Below are 15,577 nucleotides of genomic sequence, written 5' to 3' on the forward strand. Positions count from 1 at the left end.
AAACACACCCTTAATTATTCATTCTATAAACATCTATAACACCTTGAAGTCTTCTTATCTTTTTCATTAATTCCTTAAGTTGTTCTACACTATCTATTTTTACTTTAATATTAACACTTGCTACACCGTTTTTTGCTGCTTTTGCATTTAATCCATTAAGATGTAATTTAGAATCCGTTATTAAAGTCATAATATCTGAAAGAAAGCCTATTCTATCTTCCCCTCTAACTTGTATTTCAGCCGTATAAGCATTGCCTTTTGCCTTGCCCCAACTTACTTCAACTATTTTATCTGGTTCCTCTTCCATTATAGTTTTAAAATTTCCACAATCTTTTCTATGAACAGAAACTCCTCTACCTCTAGTAATATACCCTAATACATCATCACCTGGTACTGGATTACAGCATTTTGCGAATCTAACCATTAAGTTATTTTCGCCTTTTACAGTTATACCATAATTATTAACTTTCTTATGTACTTTTTCCGTTTTAGCCATCTGATCTTCAATATTTTTATTAATCTGTTCTTGAGTTATTATCTTTTCTACAGGTTGTATATCTCCTCTAAGCCTATTAATAACCATAGAAGGTGATACCATTCCTATACCTACTGAAGCATAAATATCATCTACTCCGTGAAAATTATATCTTTTAATAAATTTTTCATAATTATCACTTTTAGTTAGCTCAATAAAATTAATTAATTGTTTTTTACATTCTTTTTCAATTAATTCTTTACCTTTATCTATATTCTCTTCACGTCTAGCTCTTTTAAACCATTGTTTAATTTTGCTCCTAGCCTGATTACTATTTGCAAAAGTTAACCAGTCCATATTAGGTCCTTTTGCCACAGTGGATGTAAGTATTTCTACTATCTCTCCAGTTTTAAGTTTATAATCTAATGTAACCATTTTCCCATTTACTTTAGCACCTACACATCTATTACCTACATCAGTATGAATCTTATAAGCAAAATCTACTGGCGTAGCTTTACTAGGAAGATTTATAACAACTCCCTTAGGAGTAAATACAAAAATTTCATCACTAAATAAATCTAACTTAAACCCTTCCATAAACTCTTCCGCATCTGAGGTTTCATTTTGCCACTCAAGTATATCTTTAATCCAAGCTAACTTGTTCTCAAAGCTATCTTCTTTCACTTCTGATTCAGAACCACTCTCCTTATACTTCCAATGAGCAGCTATACCATATTCAGCTGTTCTATGCATTTCAAAAGTTCTTATCTGAATTTCAAAAGTTTTCCCTTGTGGACCTATAACAGTTGTATGAAGAGATTGATACATGTTAGGTTTAGGCATAGCTATATAATCTTTAAATCTTCCAGGAATAGGCTTATATATTGTATGTACTATACCTAGAGAAGCATAGCAGTCTTTAACTGTATTAACAAGTATTCTAATAGCCGTTAAATCGAATATTTGCTCAATACTCTTATTTTTATTAACCATTTTTCTATATATACTATAAAAATGTTTAGGTCTGCCTTCTATATCACTGTCAATATTAGCAGATTCTAAATTATTGATTAAATCATCTATTATCTCCTTTATATACTCTTCTCTTTCAACTCTTTTTTCTGCAATATCATGTACAAGCTCATAATATTCATCAGTATGAAGATATCTAAAAGCTAAGTCTTCAAGTTCCCATTTAATTTTAGATATACCTAATCTATGAGCTAACGGTGCATAAATATCTAAGGTCTCCTTAGCTTTTTCCTTTTGCTTTTCTTTACTCATAAATTTAAGAGTTCTAAGGTTATGTAATCTATCAGCTAGTTTAATTATTATTACTCTTATGTCTTTTGCCATAGCAAGAAGCATCTTTCTTACATTATCAGCTTGCTGTTCTTCCTTACTCTTATATTTTATTTTTCCCAATTTAGTAACACCATCTACTAAATCGGCTATTTCTTTATTAAACAATTCTTCAATTTCTTCATAGCTATAATCAGTATCTTCTACTACATCATGGAGTAATCCTGCTACTATTGTATTTGTATCCATACCCATTTCTGCTAAAATAATAGCTACACTAACAGGATGAATTATATAAGGCTCACCTGATTCTCTTTTTTGCTCTTTGTGCGCTTCAAATGCAAGATTATACGCTTTTTTAACTAAATCTATATCTACATTGTTACAATTAACATTTATCTTATCAATTAAACTATCTAGCATAACTGGATTACTCTCCTCTATATAAATTACTATATTATTCTTCGCTAAAGTCAAAGGCTGGTTTTATAACCAGCCATCATATAATAATTAAATTATATTATATTGCCCAAAATTTTTCAACGATTTTAGACCTATGAAATAAAATAATAAACATAAAATAGACGCGTAGATTAGTCTATTTTATTTCAGAATATTTTTAAACATCATATTTAACTAAAGACATTATATCATAACCTTTTAGTTTTTCTCTTCCATTTAACTCTGTAAGTTCTATTGTAAATGCTAATGATGCAACTTCTCCACCTACTTGTTCCACAAGTTTAGCAACTGCAGCTATAGTTCCTCCTGTTGCTAATAGATCATCAACTATAGCAACTCTTTGACCTGGTTTTATAGCACCTTCATGAAGTTCTAAAGCATCTGAACCATATTCTAAATCATAACTTACTCTAACTGTATCTCCTGGTAATTTTCCTGGTTTTCTAACTGGTATAAAACCAACTCCTAATGCATAAGCTACTGGTACACCAAATATGAAACCTCTAGCTTCTGGTCCTACAACTACATCTATTTCTTTATCCTTTAAATAAGCTACCATTTCATCAACTGATGCTTTTAATCCTTCGCCGTCAGCTATTAAAGTTGTTATATCTTTAAAGCTAATCCCTTCCTTTGGAAAATCCTCAATAACTCTTATCTTTTCTTTAAAATCCATTTTTCTTCCTCCACCTTTAATAAATTATTTATGTACTTAATTTTATCTTTTTTTTTCATTATCTAAATACTTTGTAATTTGTTCCGCCCGTGATTTATCATTTGTAGTTAAAAGCTCTACTATAATCCGTGCATTATCTCTCTTCCCAACTGCACCTTTACTCGGATTAATTGCTTCTATTATTTTATTCAAATTATCTTCATCTATATCATCTATATCATAAAAATTCTTAACAGCTTGTAATCCTACATTATTTGTTGTTTTTAAAACCTTAATTCCTTCTTTTAATATAACATTGTTCTCTCCCTTTGGAGTAATTTTACTATATACTCCACCAAGAAAAATCAGATCTAAATATTTATTTATACTTTTCATATTATAATATATAGCAATTGCTTGCATAAGCTTAAAACTAACACCACTGTTAGACAAATTTTTATATCTATATGCGCATCCTTCTTCTCTTGGATTTATATAAATACTCTCATAAGAAGACTTTACCTCCTTATTTTCGGTTATTACCAAATCAATCCCCAAATTATTACACAAAATCTCTTGTTCTTTTCCTTTGATTCCAGCTCCTACAGTTATAAGCAACTGAGCTCCTAAAAAAGCTATTTGATTTTTTATTATATCATCCGTTAAAATTGCATAATTATAATCATACTCACCAATGCAATATTCTACATCAGCATTTAAATATTTAAGTATAAGTAATAGAGAGGCTATACCACATAAGCTATCCGCATCTGTACCACCATAAATAACTATTTTTTCTCTATTATTTATAGCTTCAACCATTCTTTCTATTGCTCTATTCATATTTTTTATAATAAACGGATTATATCCTGTTATATAACTAGGCCGATATATGCTCTCCCAAAATTTTTGCATGTCTACTTCCTCCATAAAATTAGAAAACAACTATATTATAATTTAAAATTCTCTATTTGACAAACATTTTTGGAGAAAATAGAACAAACCTCCAACATTCACATTGAAGGTTTGTATCAAAATAAAGAAATTTAGTATATTTCCTATTTTATTTTCTTTTTTCTCTTTCTTAATAATACCCAAATTGGACTTGCTATAAATATTGAAGAATAAGCTCCTGTTGCTATACCTATAACAAGAGGAAATGCAAATTCTCTTACAGATGGTACAAAGAAATAAACACAAACTATTGTTATTAAAGTTGTTAATGTTGTATTTATACTTCTTGCAAATGTTTGAGTTATACTTAAATTTGCAACTTCTGTATCATCCATACTTCTATAATGCTTACTATTTTCTCTTATTCTATCAAATATTACTATAGTATCATTTATTGAATAACCTATTATAGTAAGTATTGCTGCTATGAACGGAGTATTAACAGGTACTTGGAAAACTGCATATATAGTTAAAGTTATTAAAACATCATGAATTATAGCAATTACAGATGCTAATCCAAAATTAAATTCAAACCTAAAGGCTACGTATAACAAAATACCTAGCATAGCTACACCTAATCCTATAAGAGAATTTTTTGCTAGTTCTTGCCCTACAGAAGCACCTATAGTGTCTTCTGAAACTAATGCTTTATCATCTAACTTATACTTTTCTTTTACTTCTTTTAACATTTTAGCTTGTTTCTCAGGATCTACTTTTTTCACTTTTATTTCAAGTTGATTTTTTTTACCAGTATCTTCAATCGTATTAGTTACAGCATCTGGAATTTCTTTAGTTATAACAGCATCAACTTCTGCCTTATTGAATTCTTTACCAAAATCTAGAACTAACTTAGTTCCTCCTTTGAAATCTATACCAAAATCTAAACCTTTAGTTGCCATAAAACCTATACCAACTAAAATTATAATACAAGATATAACAAACCAAATTTTAGTTTTTTCTATAATCTTCAGCATTAGTTTGCCCTCCTTTTAACCCCAAACAATGATGGTTTACTTAAAATACCCATTTGAGTACCTAACTTCATAAGTAATTTTGTAAACACTATTGCTGTTAATAAGCTTAATACTATACCCATTATTAGAGTTAAAGCGAACCCCTTTACAGGACCTGCTCCGAAGATATATAAAACTATACCACCTATTATTGTTGTTAAATTAGAGTCAACTATTGATGACATTGCATTATGAAGCCCAGATTCTATTGATGCCTTAATCGATTTACCAGTTCTAAGCTCTTCTCTAGTTCTTTCAAATATAAGTATGTTCGCATCTGCTGCCATACCTATAGTTAATAAGAAACCTGCTATACCTGGCAATGTTAATGTTGCACCCATTAAAGCAAATGTAAGTAGAAGTATAACTATATAAAAACTTAAACTTATACATGCTAAAAATCCTGGCACTCTATAATATAAAATTAGAAATAAGAATATTATACCTATACCAACAACACCAGCCTTCATAGCATTTGGTAATGCATCTGCTCCTAATTGAGCTCCTACGGTTTGAACTGATGCTGTCTTAACTGGCAATGGTAATGCTCCACCATTTATAAGTGCAGCTAGCTTTTTAGCTTCTTGTAATGACTTACTTCCGCTTATAGATGCTTCTCCACCTAATATAGGTTCATTTACTACTGGATTAGTCAAAACATCTTCATCCATTTTTATAGCTATATTTTGCCCTACAAATTTAGTAGTTGCATCAGCAAACTTTTTCTTTCCACTTTCAGTAAGCTCTAATCCTACTTCTGGTTTACCACTTTGAGGATTAGTTCTAGGAGTTGCTTTTGCAACATCTTTACCAGTTAAAATTTCTGCCTGATCAGGACCTATAAATTTCAACTCCCCTGTCTTACTTAACGAATCTACTATAGTCTTAGAATCATATTTACCTGGTATGTCTATTCTTATCTTGTTGTTACCTTCAATTGCAACTACAGTTTCAGAAACCCCTACCTTATTTACTCTTAAAGCTAAGACTTCTTTAGTTTTTTCCAAATCTTCCCTTTTAACCTTATCTTGTTTTATTTCCATAACTACAGAAACTCCACCTTGAAGATCAAGACCCTTGGTTATTGTTTTATCAAATGATTTGATTTGATAATCACCTATTATAGCACCTTTAAATCCTACGAATCCTACAACTCCTATGACTAATACTATTAAGATGAATACGATTATGCTTCTGGCTTTTGTTTTCATATTTCTCCCCCTCTGTTAATTCATCTACTGTCAATTATAATATTTTGTAAAGAGACAGTCAATAAATGGTACTCTTTATTCCATAGTTTTTGCTTTTAATGCGATGGCACATTCAATTCTCTTTTTTTGCATTTCACAACCTATTTCATATGGGATATGAATATCACCATTAAAGTTAAAGTTATTTGCTTGACAACCTCCACTACAGTAAAATCTTGCCCAACATGTTTTACATTTTGGCTTATTATATATGTGAGCCTTTTTAAACGTCATGGAAATCTCTTTATCTAAATTTTCATCATAAATATTACCCATTAAGAAATCTTTATTTCCAACAAATTGATGGCAAGGATATACTTCTCCATCTGGAGTTACAGCCACATATTCATGTCCAGCTCCACATCCTGATATTCTTTTATATACACAAGGTCCACCATTTAAATCTATGTTAAAATGATAGAACTTAAATATATCCTTTCCTTCCCTTTGTCTTCTTTCCATTTCATTATAAAGAATATCATATTGCTCAAAAATCTTTGGCAAATCTTCTCTTCTTAAAGAAAGTTCATGTTCATCAGGAAGTACAACTGGTTCTATAGAGATTTCTTTAAAGCCTTCATTTACTAATGCCATTACATCATTAAAGAAATCAGTATTATTTCTTGTAAATGTTCCTCTTGCATAATATTGCTTTGATTTATCTCTCATATCAACCATTTTCTTAATATTTGGAAGTATTCTATCAAAGCTTCCTGAACCGTCAACTCTTACTCTTACTTTATCATTAATTTCTTTTCTACCATCTATTGATAATATTATATTCCCCATATTTTTATCAATATATTCCATAATCTCATCGTTTAATAAAGTTGCATTAGTTGTCATTGTAAATCTTATGTTTTTATTATGTATTTTCCCTTGTTCTTTAGCATACTCTACTATTTCTTTTATAGTTTCAAATACCATTATTGGTTCTCCACCAAAAAGATCTACTTCTATATTCTTTCTTATTCCTGATTTCTTTATAACAAAGTCTATAGCTCTTTTTCCTGTTTCAGCGCTCATAGGTTTTCTACAACCTTTATATTCACCTTCATCAGCAAAGCAATATTTACATCTTAAATTACAATCATGTATTACATTTAGACATAAAGCTTTTACAAAAGACTCATCTTCATCTTTCATTGCTATTTCTTCATATAAATCAGGTGAATATAAAATCTCCTCTTTTACAAGTTCTTGAAGTTCTCCATAAGCCTCTATTATTTCTTCCTTTGCATACTTATGTCCACATTTTTCTATTAGTTCATCTAACTCTACTAACTTATTATCATCTATTAATAAATCATATATAAATTCATCAATCACATGTAAGCTTCCTGAGTTTATATCAACCACATAAAAGTCTTCGTTTTGTTTAAATTTATGAATTAAAGACACTGCTCATCCTCCTAAATACTATAATTATGGCAGTAACTTACAGTTACTGCCACTTCTGATTTTTAAAATTAATTTTCACAAGCTAAGTTTGCAACTGTAGCTGAAGTTTTGCATGCTGATTGACATGAATTAGCGCATTCCTTACATCCTGGTTTGCATAAACTATTTTTTAAGTTTGATTTGTTTAATGTTTTTATGTGCTTCATTTTAAAAACTCCTCCATGTATAACTATTCGCCTAATTATATCACAATTCATTCTCTAATTAAAGATGTTTTATATATTTATTCCTAACATACCAGATAATAGCCCAATTGCCATTGCTATAAGTAATCTTGCTCCATCCATTATACCTAAATGAATTTCTCCCCTAAATATACTTGATATTATCATTATTACAAGATAATAGACTATAGCTAGTATTAATCCAACTAACCAACCTTTCTCTCCATTCCTTTTAGCTGCATATGTAGCACCAATAAAAATGCTAACACATGTTGTAATAACCCAAAGCACTCCTAAAACACTACTTCCAAGATCCTTAAAGCTCATCACTAAACTTATAGCTAGTACACATATTAATGTTAAAATTAGTCCTCTTAAAAGTCCCTTAGTAACATTTATAAAACAACTACTCCAATTCAAAAAAATCACCCCCTTTACTTACTAAATATTTATGTAAATAAAAGGGGAAATATAACTTATACTATCTTAAATATTTATAATTTAATCATTTATTTTTCTGTTACAGCCTTTGTAGCTATTCCATTCATTGCTATTTTAATTCTAGTTCTATCAGGACCACTTTCTAATATTATAAAGTCCTCTTGAAGGTTAACTATTTTTCCCATAATTCCCCCTCTTGTTACCACTTCATCATTTACCTTTAAAGTAGTAAGCATCTCCTCGTACTTTTTTCTTCTTTTTTTCTCTGGACGAACCATCATAAAATAAAGTAAAACAAATGTTGCTATCATAAGCATAAACGTAACTAATTGTTCCATAATATCACTCCTGATTTTTTATTATTTCTTTCCCCACTCTTTAAGCTTTTGTTCTTTAAATTCGCTATAGCAATTTGCATCTATAGCAGCTCTTACTTCTTCCATAAGTTTATTATAAAAATAAAGATTATGAAGAACACAAAGTCTCATTGCTAACATTTCTTTAGCTTTAAACAAATGTCTTATATAAGCTCTAGTATAATTCTTACAAGCTGGACAATCACATTTTTCATCTATAGGTCTAGCATCAAGTTCGTATTTAGCATTCATTAATTTAATACTACCTTCACTTGTAAATAAATGTCCATGTCTTCCATTTCTAGCCGGAAGTACACAATCAAAGAAATCTACACCTCTTTCTACTGCTTCTAATATATTTTCAGGTGTTCCAACCCCCATTAGATATATTGGTTTATCTTCAGGAAGATGTGGTACAACTGCATCTATCACCCTATACATTTCTTCATGAGTTTCTCCTACAGCAAGACCACCTATAGCATAGCCATCTAAATCCATTTTAGTAATAGTTTTAGCATGCTCTATTCTTATATCTTCATAGACACCACCTTGATTTATTCCAAATAACATTTGTTCCTTATTTATAGTATCTTCTAAAGAATTTAGTCTATCCATTTCTATTTTACATCTTTCAAGCCATCTTGTTGTTCTTTCTACAGACTTTTCAACATATTCTCTAGTGGATGGATTAGGTATACACTCATCAAAAGCCATAGCTATAGTAGAAGCTAAATTACTTTGTATTTGCATACTTTCCTCTGGTCCCATAAATATCTTTCTACCATCTATGTGAGAACTAAAATATACACCTTCTTCTTTTATTTTTCTCATACCTGCTAAAGAAAACACCTGAAATCCACCTGAATCAGTAAGTATAGGTCTATCCCAATTCATAAACTTATGTAATCCACCCATCTTTTTAACAACATTATCTCCTGGTCTTAAATGAAGGTGATAAGTGTTTGAAAGTTCAACTTGGCATCTTATGTCCTTTAAATCCATAGAAGAAACCGCTCCCTTAATAGCAGCTAAAGTTCCCACATTCATAAAAACAGGAGTTTGTATAACTCCATGAGGCGTTCTAAACTCACCTCTTCTTGCTTTACCATCTTTTTTTATTAAAGTGTACCTTTTACTCACTAAATTCACATCCTTCGCTCTATTTAATAAACATAGAATCTCCAAAGGAGAAAAATCTATATTTTTCTTTAACCGCAGTGTTATAAGCGTTCATAACATTTTCTTTACCCGCAAGTGCTGAAACTAACATTATAAGTGTTGATTCTGGCAAATGAAAATTTGTTATTAAAGAGTCTACTACCTTATATTTATAACCTGGATATATAAATATATCAGTCCATCCACTTTGAGGTTTAACAATTCCATTTTCATCTGCTATAGTTTCTAAAGTTCTTGTAGATGTAGTACCTACTGAAATAACTCTATGCCCAAGTTGTTTAGTTTTATTTATAATATCTGCATCTTCTTTGGACAATTGATAAAATTCTGAATGCATCACATGATTTTCTATAGTATCAACCTTTACTGGTCTAAAAGTTCCAAGCCCTACATGTAATGTTAAAAAAGCTATATTAATCCCTTTAGCTTTTATTTCTTCAATCAATTCCTTAGTAAAATGTAACCCTGCAGTAGGCGCCGCTGCTGAACCTTTTTCCTTAGAGTATACTGTTTGATATCTTTCTTTATCTTCTAATTTCTCATGTATGTATGGAGGTAATGGCATTTGTCCAAGTTCATCTAATACTTGTTCAAAAATTCCATCATAAGAAAATTCAATTATTCTATTTCCTTCTTCTCCAATTTCTTTAACTGTAGCTTTTAACTTTCCATCTCCAAAAGTGAAAACTGTTCCAATCTTTGCTCGCTTTCCTGGCTTAGCTAAGGCTTCCCAAGTATCTCCATGAAGTCTTTTAAGTAGCAAAAATTCTATTTTACCACCAGTACCTTCTTTTTCTCCTATAAGTCTTGCAGGTAATACCCTAGTATTATTTAAAACCAAAGTATCTCCTGGATTCAAATAATCTATAATATCATGAAAACTCTTATGCTCTACTTCCCCAGTATTCCTATCTAATACCATAAGTCTCGAAGCATCCCTTTTTTCAAGTGGGCATTGGGCTATAAGCTCTTCTGGTAAATCAAAATAAAAATCATTAACCTTCATTAATTATCCACCTTCTTATCTAGTCTTTAAACAAACTACATTGATCTGTAGATTGATTTATTTTCTTCTTTCTTGTTCTTCCTAAATGTTTATACGCCTTATCAGTTGCCACTCTTCCTCTAGGAGTTCTTATTATGAATCCCTTTTGAAGTAAATAAGGCTCATAAACATCTTCTATAGTATCTAATTCCTCACCCACAAAATATGAAAGAGTTTCAATACCTACTGGACCACCATTAAAATTATCTATAATAGCTTCTAGTATTTTATTATCAATTCTATCAAAACCTTCATTATCAACTTCTAGCATTTCTAATGCCTGCTTTGCACATTCGAAGCTTATAGTACTATCAAAAATAACCTCTGAGTAATCTCTAACTCTTTTTAATAATCTATTGGCTATTCTCGGAGTTCCTCTAGAACGTCTAGCTATTTCTTCAGCGCCTTCTGATGTAATCTCTGTATTAAGTATTGCTGAACTTCTAACTATTATTTCTTTAAGTTGCTCATTTGTATAATATTCCATAGAACACAAAACCCCAAATCTATCTCTAAGAGGAGCTGTTAACATACCAACTCTAGTAGTAGCTCCTATTAAGGTAAACTTAGGAAGGTCTAATCTTATAGATTTTGCAGCTGCACCCTTTCCTATTACTATATCTAATACAAAATCCTCCATAGCAGGATACAATATTTCTTCCACACTTCTGTTTAATCTGTGAATTTCATCTATAAATAGTACATCTTTATCATTTAAGGTAGTAAGTATAGCAGCTAGATCTCCCGCTCTCTCAATAGCTGGACCAGAAGTTACTTTTAAAGAACCTCCCATTTCCTTTGCTATTATATTAGCAAGAGTAGTCTTACCTAGTCCTGGTGGCCCATATAAAAGAGCATGATCCAAGGACTCTCCCCTATTTTTTGCAGCTTTTATGAATATGTTAAGTCTTTCCTTAACTTTATCTTGACCTATATATTCATTTATTCGTTGCGGTCTTAAACTTAATTCGTTATTTAAATCAAACTCTGTTTCACCAGCATTTAATATTCTATCTTCCATTTAAAACACTCCCTAATTCATTAAGAGTTTTAAACAATTTTTAATAATATTTTCTATAGTATCATTTTTTTCAACTTTGGATAAGGCTTTATTTGCTTCCTTGTCAGTATACCCTAAAGCCATAAGTGCACCAATTGCTTCATTTATATTATTTGAATACTCATCTGTTAAATTATGAACTTCATTAATTTCAGCATCTATAAATTCATCTGGTTTAAGCTTATCTTTAAGCTCTAGTATTATTCTTTGAGCAGTTTTTTTACCTATACCAGGTGCTCTTGTAATATGCTTCTCGTCACCAATCATTATAGAATATTTAAGATTATTAACACTACTAATTGAAAGCAAAGACAAAGACGCTTTAGCTCCAACTCCATTTATAGATAATAAAAGCTTAAACATTCCAAGTTCTTCCTTAGTTAAAAATCCATAAAGCCCTATAAAGTCTTCTCTCACAATCTGATCTAGATAGAGCATAACCTTAGAACCAACCTTAGGCAATTGAGCCATTGTATTCCCAGAGGTAAATATCTTATATCCTATTTCATTATTTTCTATTACAACAAAATCTTTATTTATACCAACAAATTCACCTTTAATATATTCGTACAATATTTATCCCCCCATTCTATACAAAGGTCTACATATTACTTTAACATTTTAGCCTAATATTATCAAGAATAAGCAGAAAAATAGGATGGCATTTTTTAATACCACCCTATTTCATTAGCTTGTATATCCTGATAAAGCTTCTTCAGCTTCCTCTTTTGTCTTAAACTCTTTTTGGAAATTAATAATCTTCTGCTTATCAACATCTTTTAAGCTATCAACCTTTTTAACACTTATATCTGATTCTGCATTTTCTACAGTAGCCTCACCCTTATCATTAGTTTTATATATAGCTATAAAGCCATCTTTTTCCCCTAAGTAATAAGCATTAGATTTTAGAACCTTAATAGAATCTCTTATTAAAACAATATTATTCTCATCAAAGCTTTCAATTTTATAATTTAACTTACCATAGAAATCAATAATATCTTGCTTTTTAGGATCATCATTTGAAACTTCCTTTTTAAGCTCTTCATAACTTAAAGTTTTATCTATGGCAAACTTTCCATCCTTCGTTTTTGTTTTTAAAACTATATTAACTTTATCATTTACAGTATTGGCATTAGAATTATATACTGGCTTAGAATTTTCAACTTTAGGATCTACTTTTTGTTTACCTAAATATTTTAACGAAACGGTATAACTCATCAAAAATATAATGCCTACTAAACTAAAAACAAGAAAAATTAAATAAGCCCTCTTCTTATTCATATTATCACCTCTATAAGAAATTATTTCCAATTATCTTTTTTTTATACATTTTTTAGCATTATAACAAAAAAACTATTACCGCCTATATAAATCCTAATTTTTTATAATATTATATTTTATAAAAAATTAGATTAATCCCAAGAATAATTGACTTTGTTTTTCAATTATTTATGCATATCATATAATAATTTCTATTTAAGAATAAAAAATATTGACACTTGTATCCACTAATGCTATGATTAAATCAAATCAGAGTAAAATACTCGGCTTTACTAAATAATAGAGATAGAGGTGTTATATAATGAGTGATAAACTTTTAAAAATAAAGGATCTTCATACAACGGTGGAAGATAAAGAAATATTAAAAGGATTAAATTTAGAAATTAACAAAGGTGAAATACATGTAATAATGGGACCTAATGGTGCTGGTAAGTCAACCCTTGCAAATACAATTATGGGGCACCCAAGATATAATGTTGTTTCTGGAAATATAGATTTTGAAAATGAAGATATAAAAGAATTAAAAACAAATGAAAGAGCTAAAAAAGGTATATTTTTATCCTTTCAACATCCAGAAGAAGTTCCTGGTATAAATGTTGAAAACTTTATAAGAACTGCCAAATCCGCTATTGATGAAAAACCCGTAAGCATGCTTACATTTAATATGAAACTTCAAAAAAAATTAGATGCTTTAAAAATGGATAAATCTTACGCTGAAAGGTATTTAAATGTAGGTTTCTCCGGTGGAGAAAAAAAGAAGAATGAAATTCTTCAAATGATTCTACTTGAACCAAAACTTGCCATTCTGGATGAAACTGATTCAGGCCTTGATGTAGATGCTGTAAAGATAGTTTCGCAAGGTGTTAATATGTATAAAAATGATACTAATTCAATTCTTATAATAACTCATAATACAAAAATATTAGAACATTTAACTCCAAACTTTGTTCATGTTCTAATAGATGGAAAAATAGTTCATACTGGAGACGCTTCATTAGCTGATGAAATTAACACTAATGGATACGAACGTTTCCTAAATGATAATTTAAAGTAGGTGAATTAAATGGCAAAAAAGACGGTTGTTGCTGATATAGATAGAGGTATTTACGATGTAATAAATGAAGATAATTTTAGTTATAAATCTGATAAAGGATTAACTGAAGAAATAGTAACTACTATTTCTAATGAAAAAAATGAACCTGAATGGATGTTAAATTTTAGACTTAGAAGTCTTAAAATATATAACGAATTGAAAATTCCAGATTGGGGACCTGACATTAGTGACTTAGATATGGATAATATAGTAACTTATGTTAAGCCAAAAACTTCTATGACTGAAAGCTGGGATGCTGTTCCAGAAGATATAAAAGATACTTTTGAAAGACTCGGAATCCCCCAAGCAGAAAGAGAATCCCTAGCTGGCGTTGGTGCACAATATGACTCTGAAGTAGTTTACCATAATGTTAAAGAAGAACTAGTAAAACAAGGTGTCATATATACTGATATGGATTCTGCTGTTCGTGATTATGAGGATATAGTAAAAAAACACTTTATGAAATTAGTTCCTCCAAAAGATCATAAGTTTGCAGCCTTACATGGTGCTGTATGGTCAGGTGGTTCCTTTGTATATGTTCCAAGTGGAGTTCATGTAGACATTCCTCTTCAATCTTATTTCAGATTAAACTCACCTGGTGCTGGACAATTCGAACACACTTTAATAATAGTTGAGAAAGGTGCCTCTCTACACTTTATAGAAGGATGCTCAGCTCCAAAATATAATGTTACTAATTTACACGCTGGTTGTGTTGAACTTTTTGTAAATGAAGATGCTAAATTAAGATACAGTACTATTGAAAATTGGTCTAGAAATATGCTAAACCTTAATACAAAAAGAGCTGTTGTTGAGAAAAATGGAATTATAGAATGGGTTTCAGGTTCATTCGGTTCAAAGGTTTCAATGCTCTACCCTATGAGCGTTCTTAAAGGGGATGGAGCTAAATCAGAGTTTACTGGAATAACCTTTGCATCATCAGGTCAAGTATTAGATACAGGTACTAAGGTTGTTCATTCTGCTCCTAATACTTCTTCAACTATAAACTCTAAGTCTATTTCAAGAGATGGTGGTGTTGCTGTTTATAGAGGTGTAGTAAAAATAAATGCTAATGCTAAAAATGCTAAATCCTATGTATCCTGCGAATCATTAATGCTTGATAATAAGTCAAAATCAGATACTATTCCAGTTATCGAAATAGAAAATGATGAAGTTGATATGGGACATGAAGCTAAAATAGGAAGAATTAGCGATGATGCTATATTCTATCTTATGAGCAGGGGAATATCCGAAGAAGAAGCAAAAGCTATGATAGTTAGAGGCTTTGTTGAACCTATAACTAAAGAATTACCTCTAGAATATGCCGTAGAAATGAATAATCTTATAAATATAGAACTAGAAGGCACTATAGGTTAGGAGGGAGAATTA

Annotated in this window: 16 protein-coding genes; 2 read left to right on the forward strand and 14 right to left on the reverse strand. The window is 30.3% G+C overall.

What is annotated here, in order from left to right; all coding sequences use genetic code 11:
- Positions 1–10 precede the first annotated feature (10 nt).
- The 14 genes from BUB01_RS00165 to BUB01_RS00230 all read right to left on the reverse strand — a co-directional run bounded on the left by BUB01_RS00165 (position 11) and on the right by BUB01_RS00230 (position 13,098).
- Entirely contained in the window at positions 11–2,200 is a 2,190-nt protein-coding gene (locus tag BUB01_RS00165) for a RelA/SpoT family protein (RefSeq protein ID WP_072984072.1), read from the reverse strand.
- A 196-nt stretch (positions 2,201–2,396) separates the two neighbouring features.
- Entirely contained in the window at positions 2,397–2,915 is a 519-nt protein-coding gene (locus tag BUB01_RS00170) for an adenine phosphoribosyltransferase (RefSeq protein WP_072984074.1), read from the reverse strand.
- Positions 2,916–2,957: 42 nt separating this feature from the next.
- The gene (locus BUB01_RS00175) at positions 2,958–3,809 is read right to left on the reverse strand and encodes a DHH family phosphoesterase (RefSeq protein WP_072984076.1); all 852 of its coding nucleotides are present in this window, start codon (positions 3,807–3,809) and stop codon (positions 2,958–2,960) included.
- A gap of 143 nt (positions 3,810–3,952) precedes the next feature.
- Positions 3,953–4,822, reverse strand: coding sequence for a protein translocase subunit SecF (gene secF / locus BUB01_RS23385; RefSeq protein WP_072984078.1), 870 nt, complete (start codon positions 4,820–4,822; stop codon positions 3,953–3,955).
- Complete coding sequence (gene secD / locus BUB01_RS23390) at positions 4,822–6,072, reverse strand: protein translocase subunit SecD (protein ID WP_072984080.1); 1,251 nt, start codon at positions 6,070–6,072, stop codon at positions 4,822–4,824. Before secD ends, secF begins: the two co-directional genes overlap by 1 nt.
- Positions 6,073–6,147: 75 nt before the next feature.
- Positions 6,148–7,512, reverse strand: a complete 1,365-nt coding sequence (gene scfB / locus BUB01_RS00190) for a thioether cross-link-forming SCIFF peptide maturase (RefSeq protein ID WP_072984082.1) — start codon at positions 7,510–7,512, stop codon at positions 6,148–6,150.
- Positions 7,513–7,580: 68 nt separating this feature from the next.
- Positions 7,581–7,718, reverse strand: a complete 138-nt coding sequence (gene scfA / locus BUB01_RS00195; RefSeq protein ID WP_072984084.1) for a six-cysteine ranthipeptide SCIFF — start codon at positions 7,716–7,718, stop codon at positions 7,581–7,583.
- Positions 7,719–7,787: 69 nt separating this feature from the next.
- Positions 7,788–8,156: a TIGR04086 family membrane protein gene (locus BUB01_RS00200; RefSeq protein ID WP_072984086.1), complete on the reverse strand. Its 369-nt coding sequence runs from the start codon at positions 8,154–8,156 to the stop codon at positions 7,788–7,790.
- Positions 8,157–8,245: 89 nt separating this feature from the next.
- Complete coding sequence (gene yajC / locus BUB01_RS00205) at positions 8,246–8,515, reverse strand: preprotein translocase subunit YajC (RefSeq protein ID WP_072984088.1); 270 nt, start codon at positions 8,513–8,515, stop codon at positions 8,246–8,248.
- 21 nt (positions 8,516–8,536) lie between these two features.
- Positions 8,537–9,673: a tRNA guanosine(34) transglycosylase Tgt gene (gene tgt / locus BUB01_RS00210; RefSeq protein WP_072984090.1), complete on the reverse strand. Its 1,137-nt coding sequence runs from the start codon at positions 9,671–9,673 to the stop codon at positions 8,537–8,539.
- 19 nt (positions 9,674–9,692) lie between these two features.
- Positions 9,693–10,718, reverse strand: a complete 1,026-nt coding sequence (gene queA / locus BUB01_RS00215) for a tRNA preQ1(34) S-adenosylmethionine ribosyltransferase-isomerase QueA (RefSeq protein WP_072984092.1) — start codon at positions 10,716–10,718, stop codon at positions 9,693–9,695.
- Positions 10,719–10,737: 19 nt separating this feature from the next.
- On the reverse strand, positions 10,738–11,778 hold the full coding sequence (gene ruvB / locus BUB01_RS00220; protein ID WP_072984094.1) for a Holliday junction branch migration DNA helicase RuvB: 1,041 nt from the start codon (positions 11,776–11,778) through the stop codon (positions 10,738–10,740).
- Between the two features lie 12 nt (positions 11,779–11,790).
- Positions 11,791–12,390 carry a Holliday junction branch migration protein RuvA gene (gene ruvA / locus BUB01_RS00225; RefSeq protein WP_072984096.1) on the reverse strand — a complete coding sequence of 200 codons (600 nt, stop codon included), beginning with the start codon at positions 12,388–12,390 and terminating at the stop codon, positions 11,791–11,793.
- Between the two features lie 114 nt (positions 12,391–12,504).
- A complete protein-coding gene (locus BUB01_RS00230; protein ID WP_072984098.1) occupies positions 12,505–13,098 on the reverse strand; it encodes a hypothetical protein in 594 nt (197 codons plus the stop codon).
- 301 nt (positions 13,099–13,399) lie between these two features.
- Here BUB01_RS00230 and sufC point away from each other — a divergent pair, with 301 nt between their 5' ends.
- Both sufC and sufB read left to right on the forward strand, forming a co-directional pair.
- A complete protein-coding gene (gene sufC, locus BUB01_RS00235) occupies positions 13,400–14,152 on the forward strand; it encodes a Fe-S cluster assembly ATPase SufC (RefSeq protein ID WP_072984100.1) in 753 nt (250 codons plus the stop codon).
- A 9-nt stretch (positions 14,153–14,161) separates the two neighbouring features.
- The gene (sufB, locus tag BUB01_RS00240) at positions 14,162–15,565 is read left to right on the forward strand and encodes a Fe-S cluster assembly protein SufB (protein WP_072984102.1); all 1,404 of its coding nucleotides are present in this window, start codon (positions 14,162–14,164) and stop codon (positions 15,563–15,565) included.
- The last annotated feature ends 12 nt before the right edge of the window (positions 15,566–15,577 follow it).

It is taken from the genome of Clostridium cavendishii DSM 21758 (assembly GCF_900141845.1).
Classification (GTDB): domain Bacteria; phylum Bacillota; class Clostridia; order Clostridiales; family Clostridiaceae; genus Clostridium_AG; species Clostridium_AG cavendishii.

Bases quoted from the DNA above. Each gene is read 5' to 3' on its own strand.
- BUB01_RS00165 (WP_072984072.1), bottom strand. From the start codon at position 2,200: ATGCTAGATAGTTTAATTGATAAGATAAATGTTAATTGTAACAATGTA.
- BUB01_RS00170 (WP_072984074.1), bottom strand. From the start codon at position 2,915: ATGGATTTTAAAGAAAAGATAAGAGTTATTGAGGATTTTCCAAAGGAA.
- BUB01_RS00175 (WP_072984076.1), bottom strand. From the start codon at position 3,809: ATGCAAAAATTTTGGGAGAGCATATATCGGCCTAGTTATATAACAGGA.
- secF (WP_072984078.1), bottom strand. From the start codon at position 4,822: ATGCTGAAGATTATAGAAAAAACTAAAATTTGGTTTGTTATATCTTGT.
- secD (WP_072984080.1), bottom strand. From the start codon at position 6,072: ATGAAAACAAAAGCCAGAAGCATAATCGTATTCATCTTAATAGTATTA.
- scfA (WP_072984084.1), bottom strand. From the start codon at position 7,718: ATGAAGCACATAAAAACATTAAACAAATCAAACTTAAAAAATAGTTTA.
- yajC (WP_072984088.1), bottom strand. From the start codon at position 8,515: ATGGAACAATTAGTTACGTTTATGCTTATGATAGCAACATTTGTTTTA.
- queA (WP_072984092.1), bottom strand. From the start codon at position 10,718: ATGAAGGTTAATGATTTTTATTTTGATTTACCAGAAGAGCTTATAGCC.
- ruvB (WP_072984094.1), bottom strand. From the start codon at position 11,778: ATGGAAGATAGAATATTAAATGCTGGTGAAACAGAGTTTGATTTAAAT.
- BUB01_RS00230 (WP_072984098.1), bottom strand. From the start codon at position 13,098: ATGAATAAGAAGAGGGCTTATTTAATTTTTCTTGTTTTTAGTTTAGTA.
- sufC (WP_072984100.1), top strand. From the start codon at position 13,400: ATGAGTGATAAACTTTTAAAAATAAAGGATCTTCATACAACGGTGGAA.
- sufB (WP_072984102.1), top strand. From the start codon at position 14,162: ATGGCAAAAAAGACGGTTGTTGCTGATATAGATAGAGGTATTTACGAT.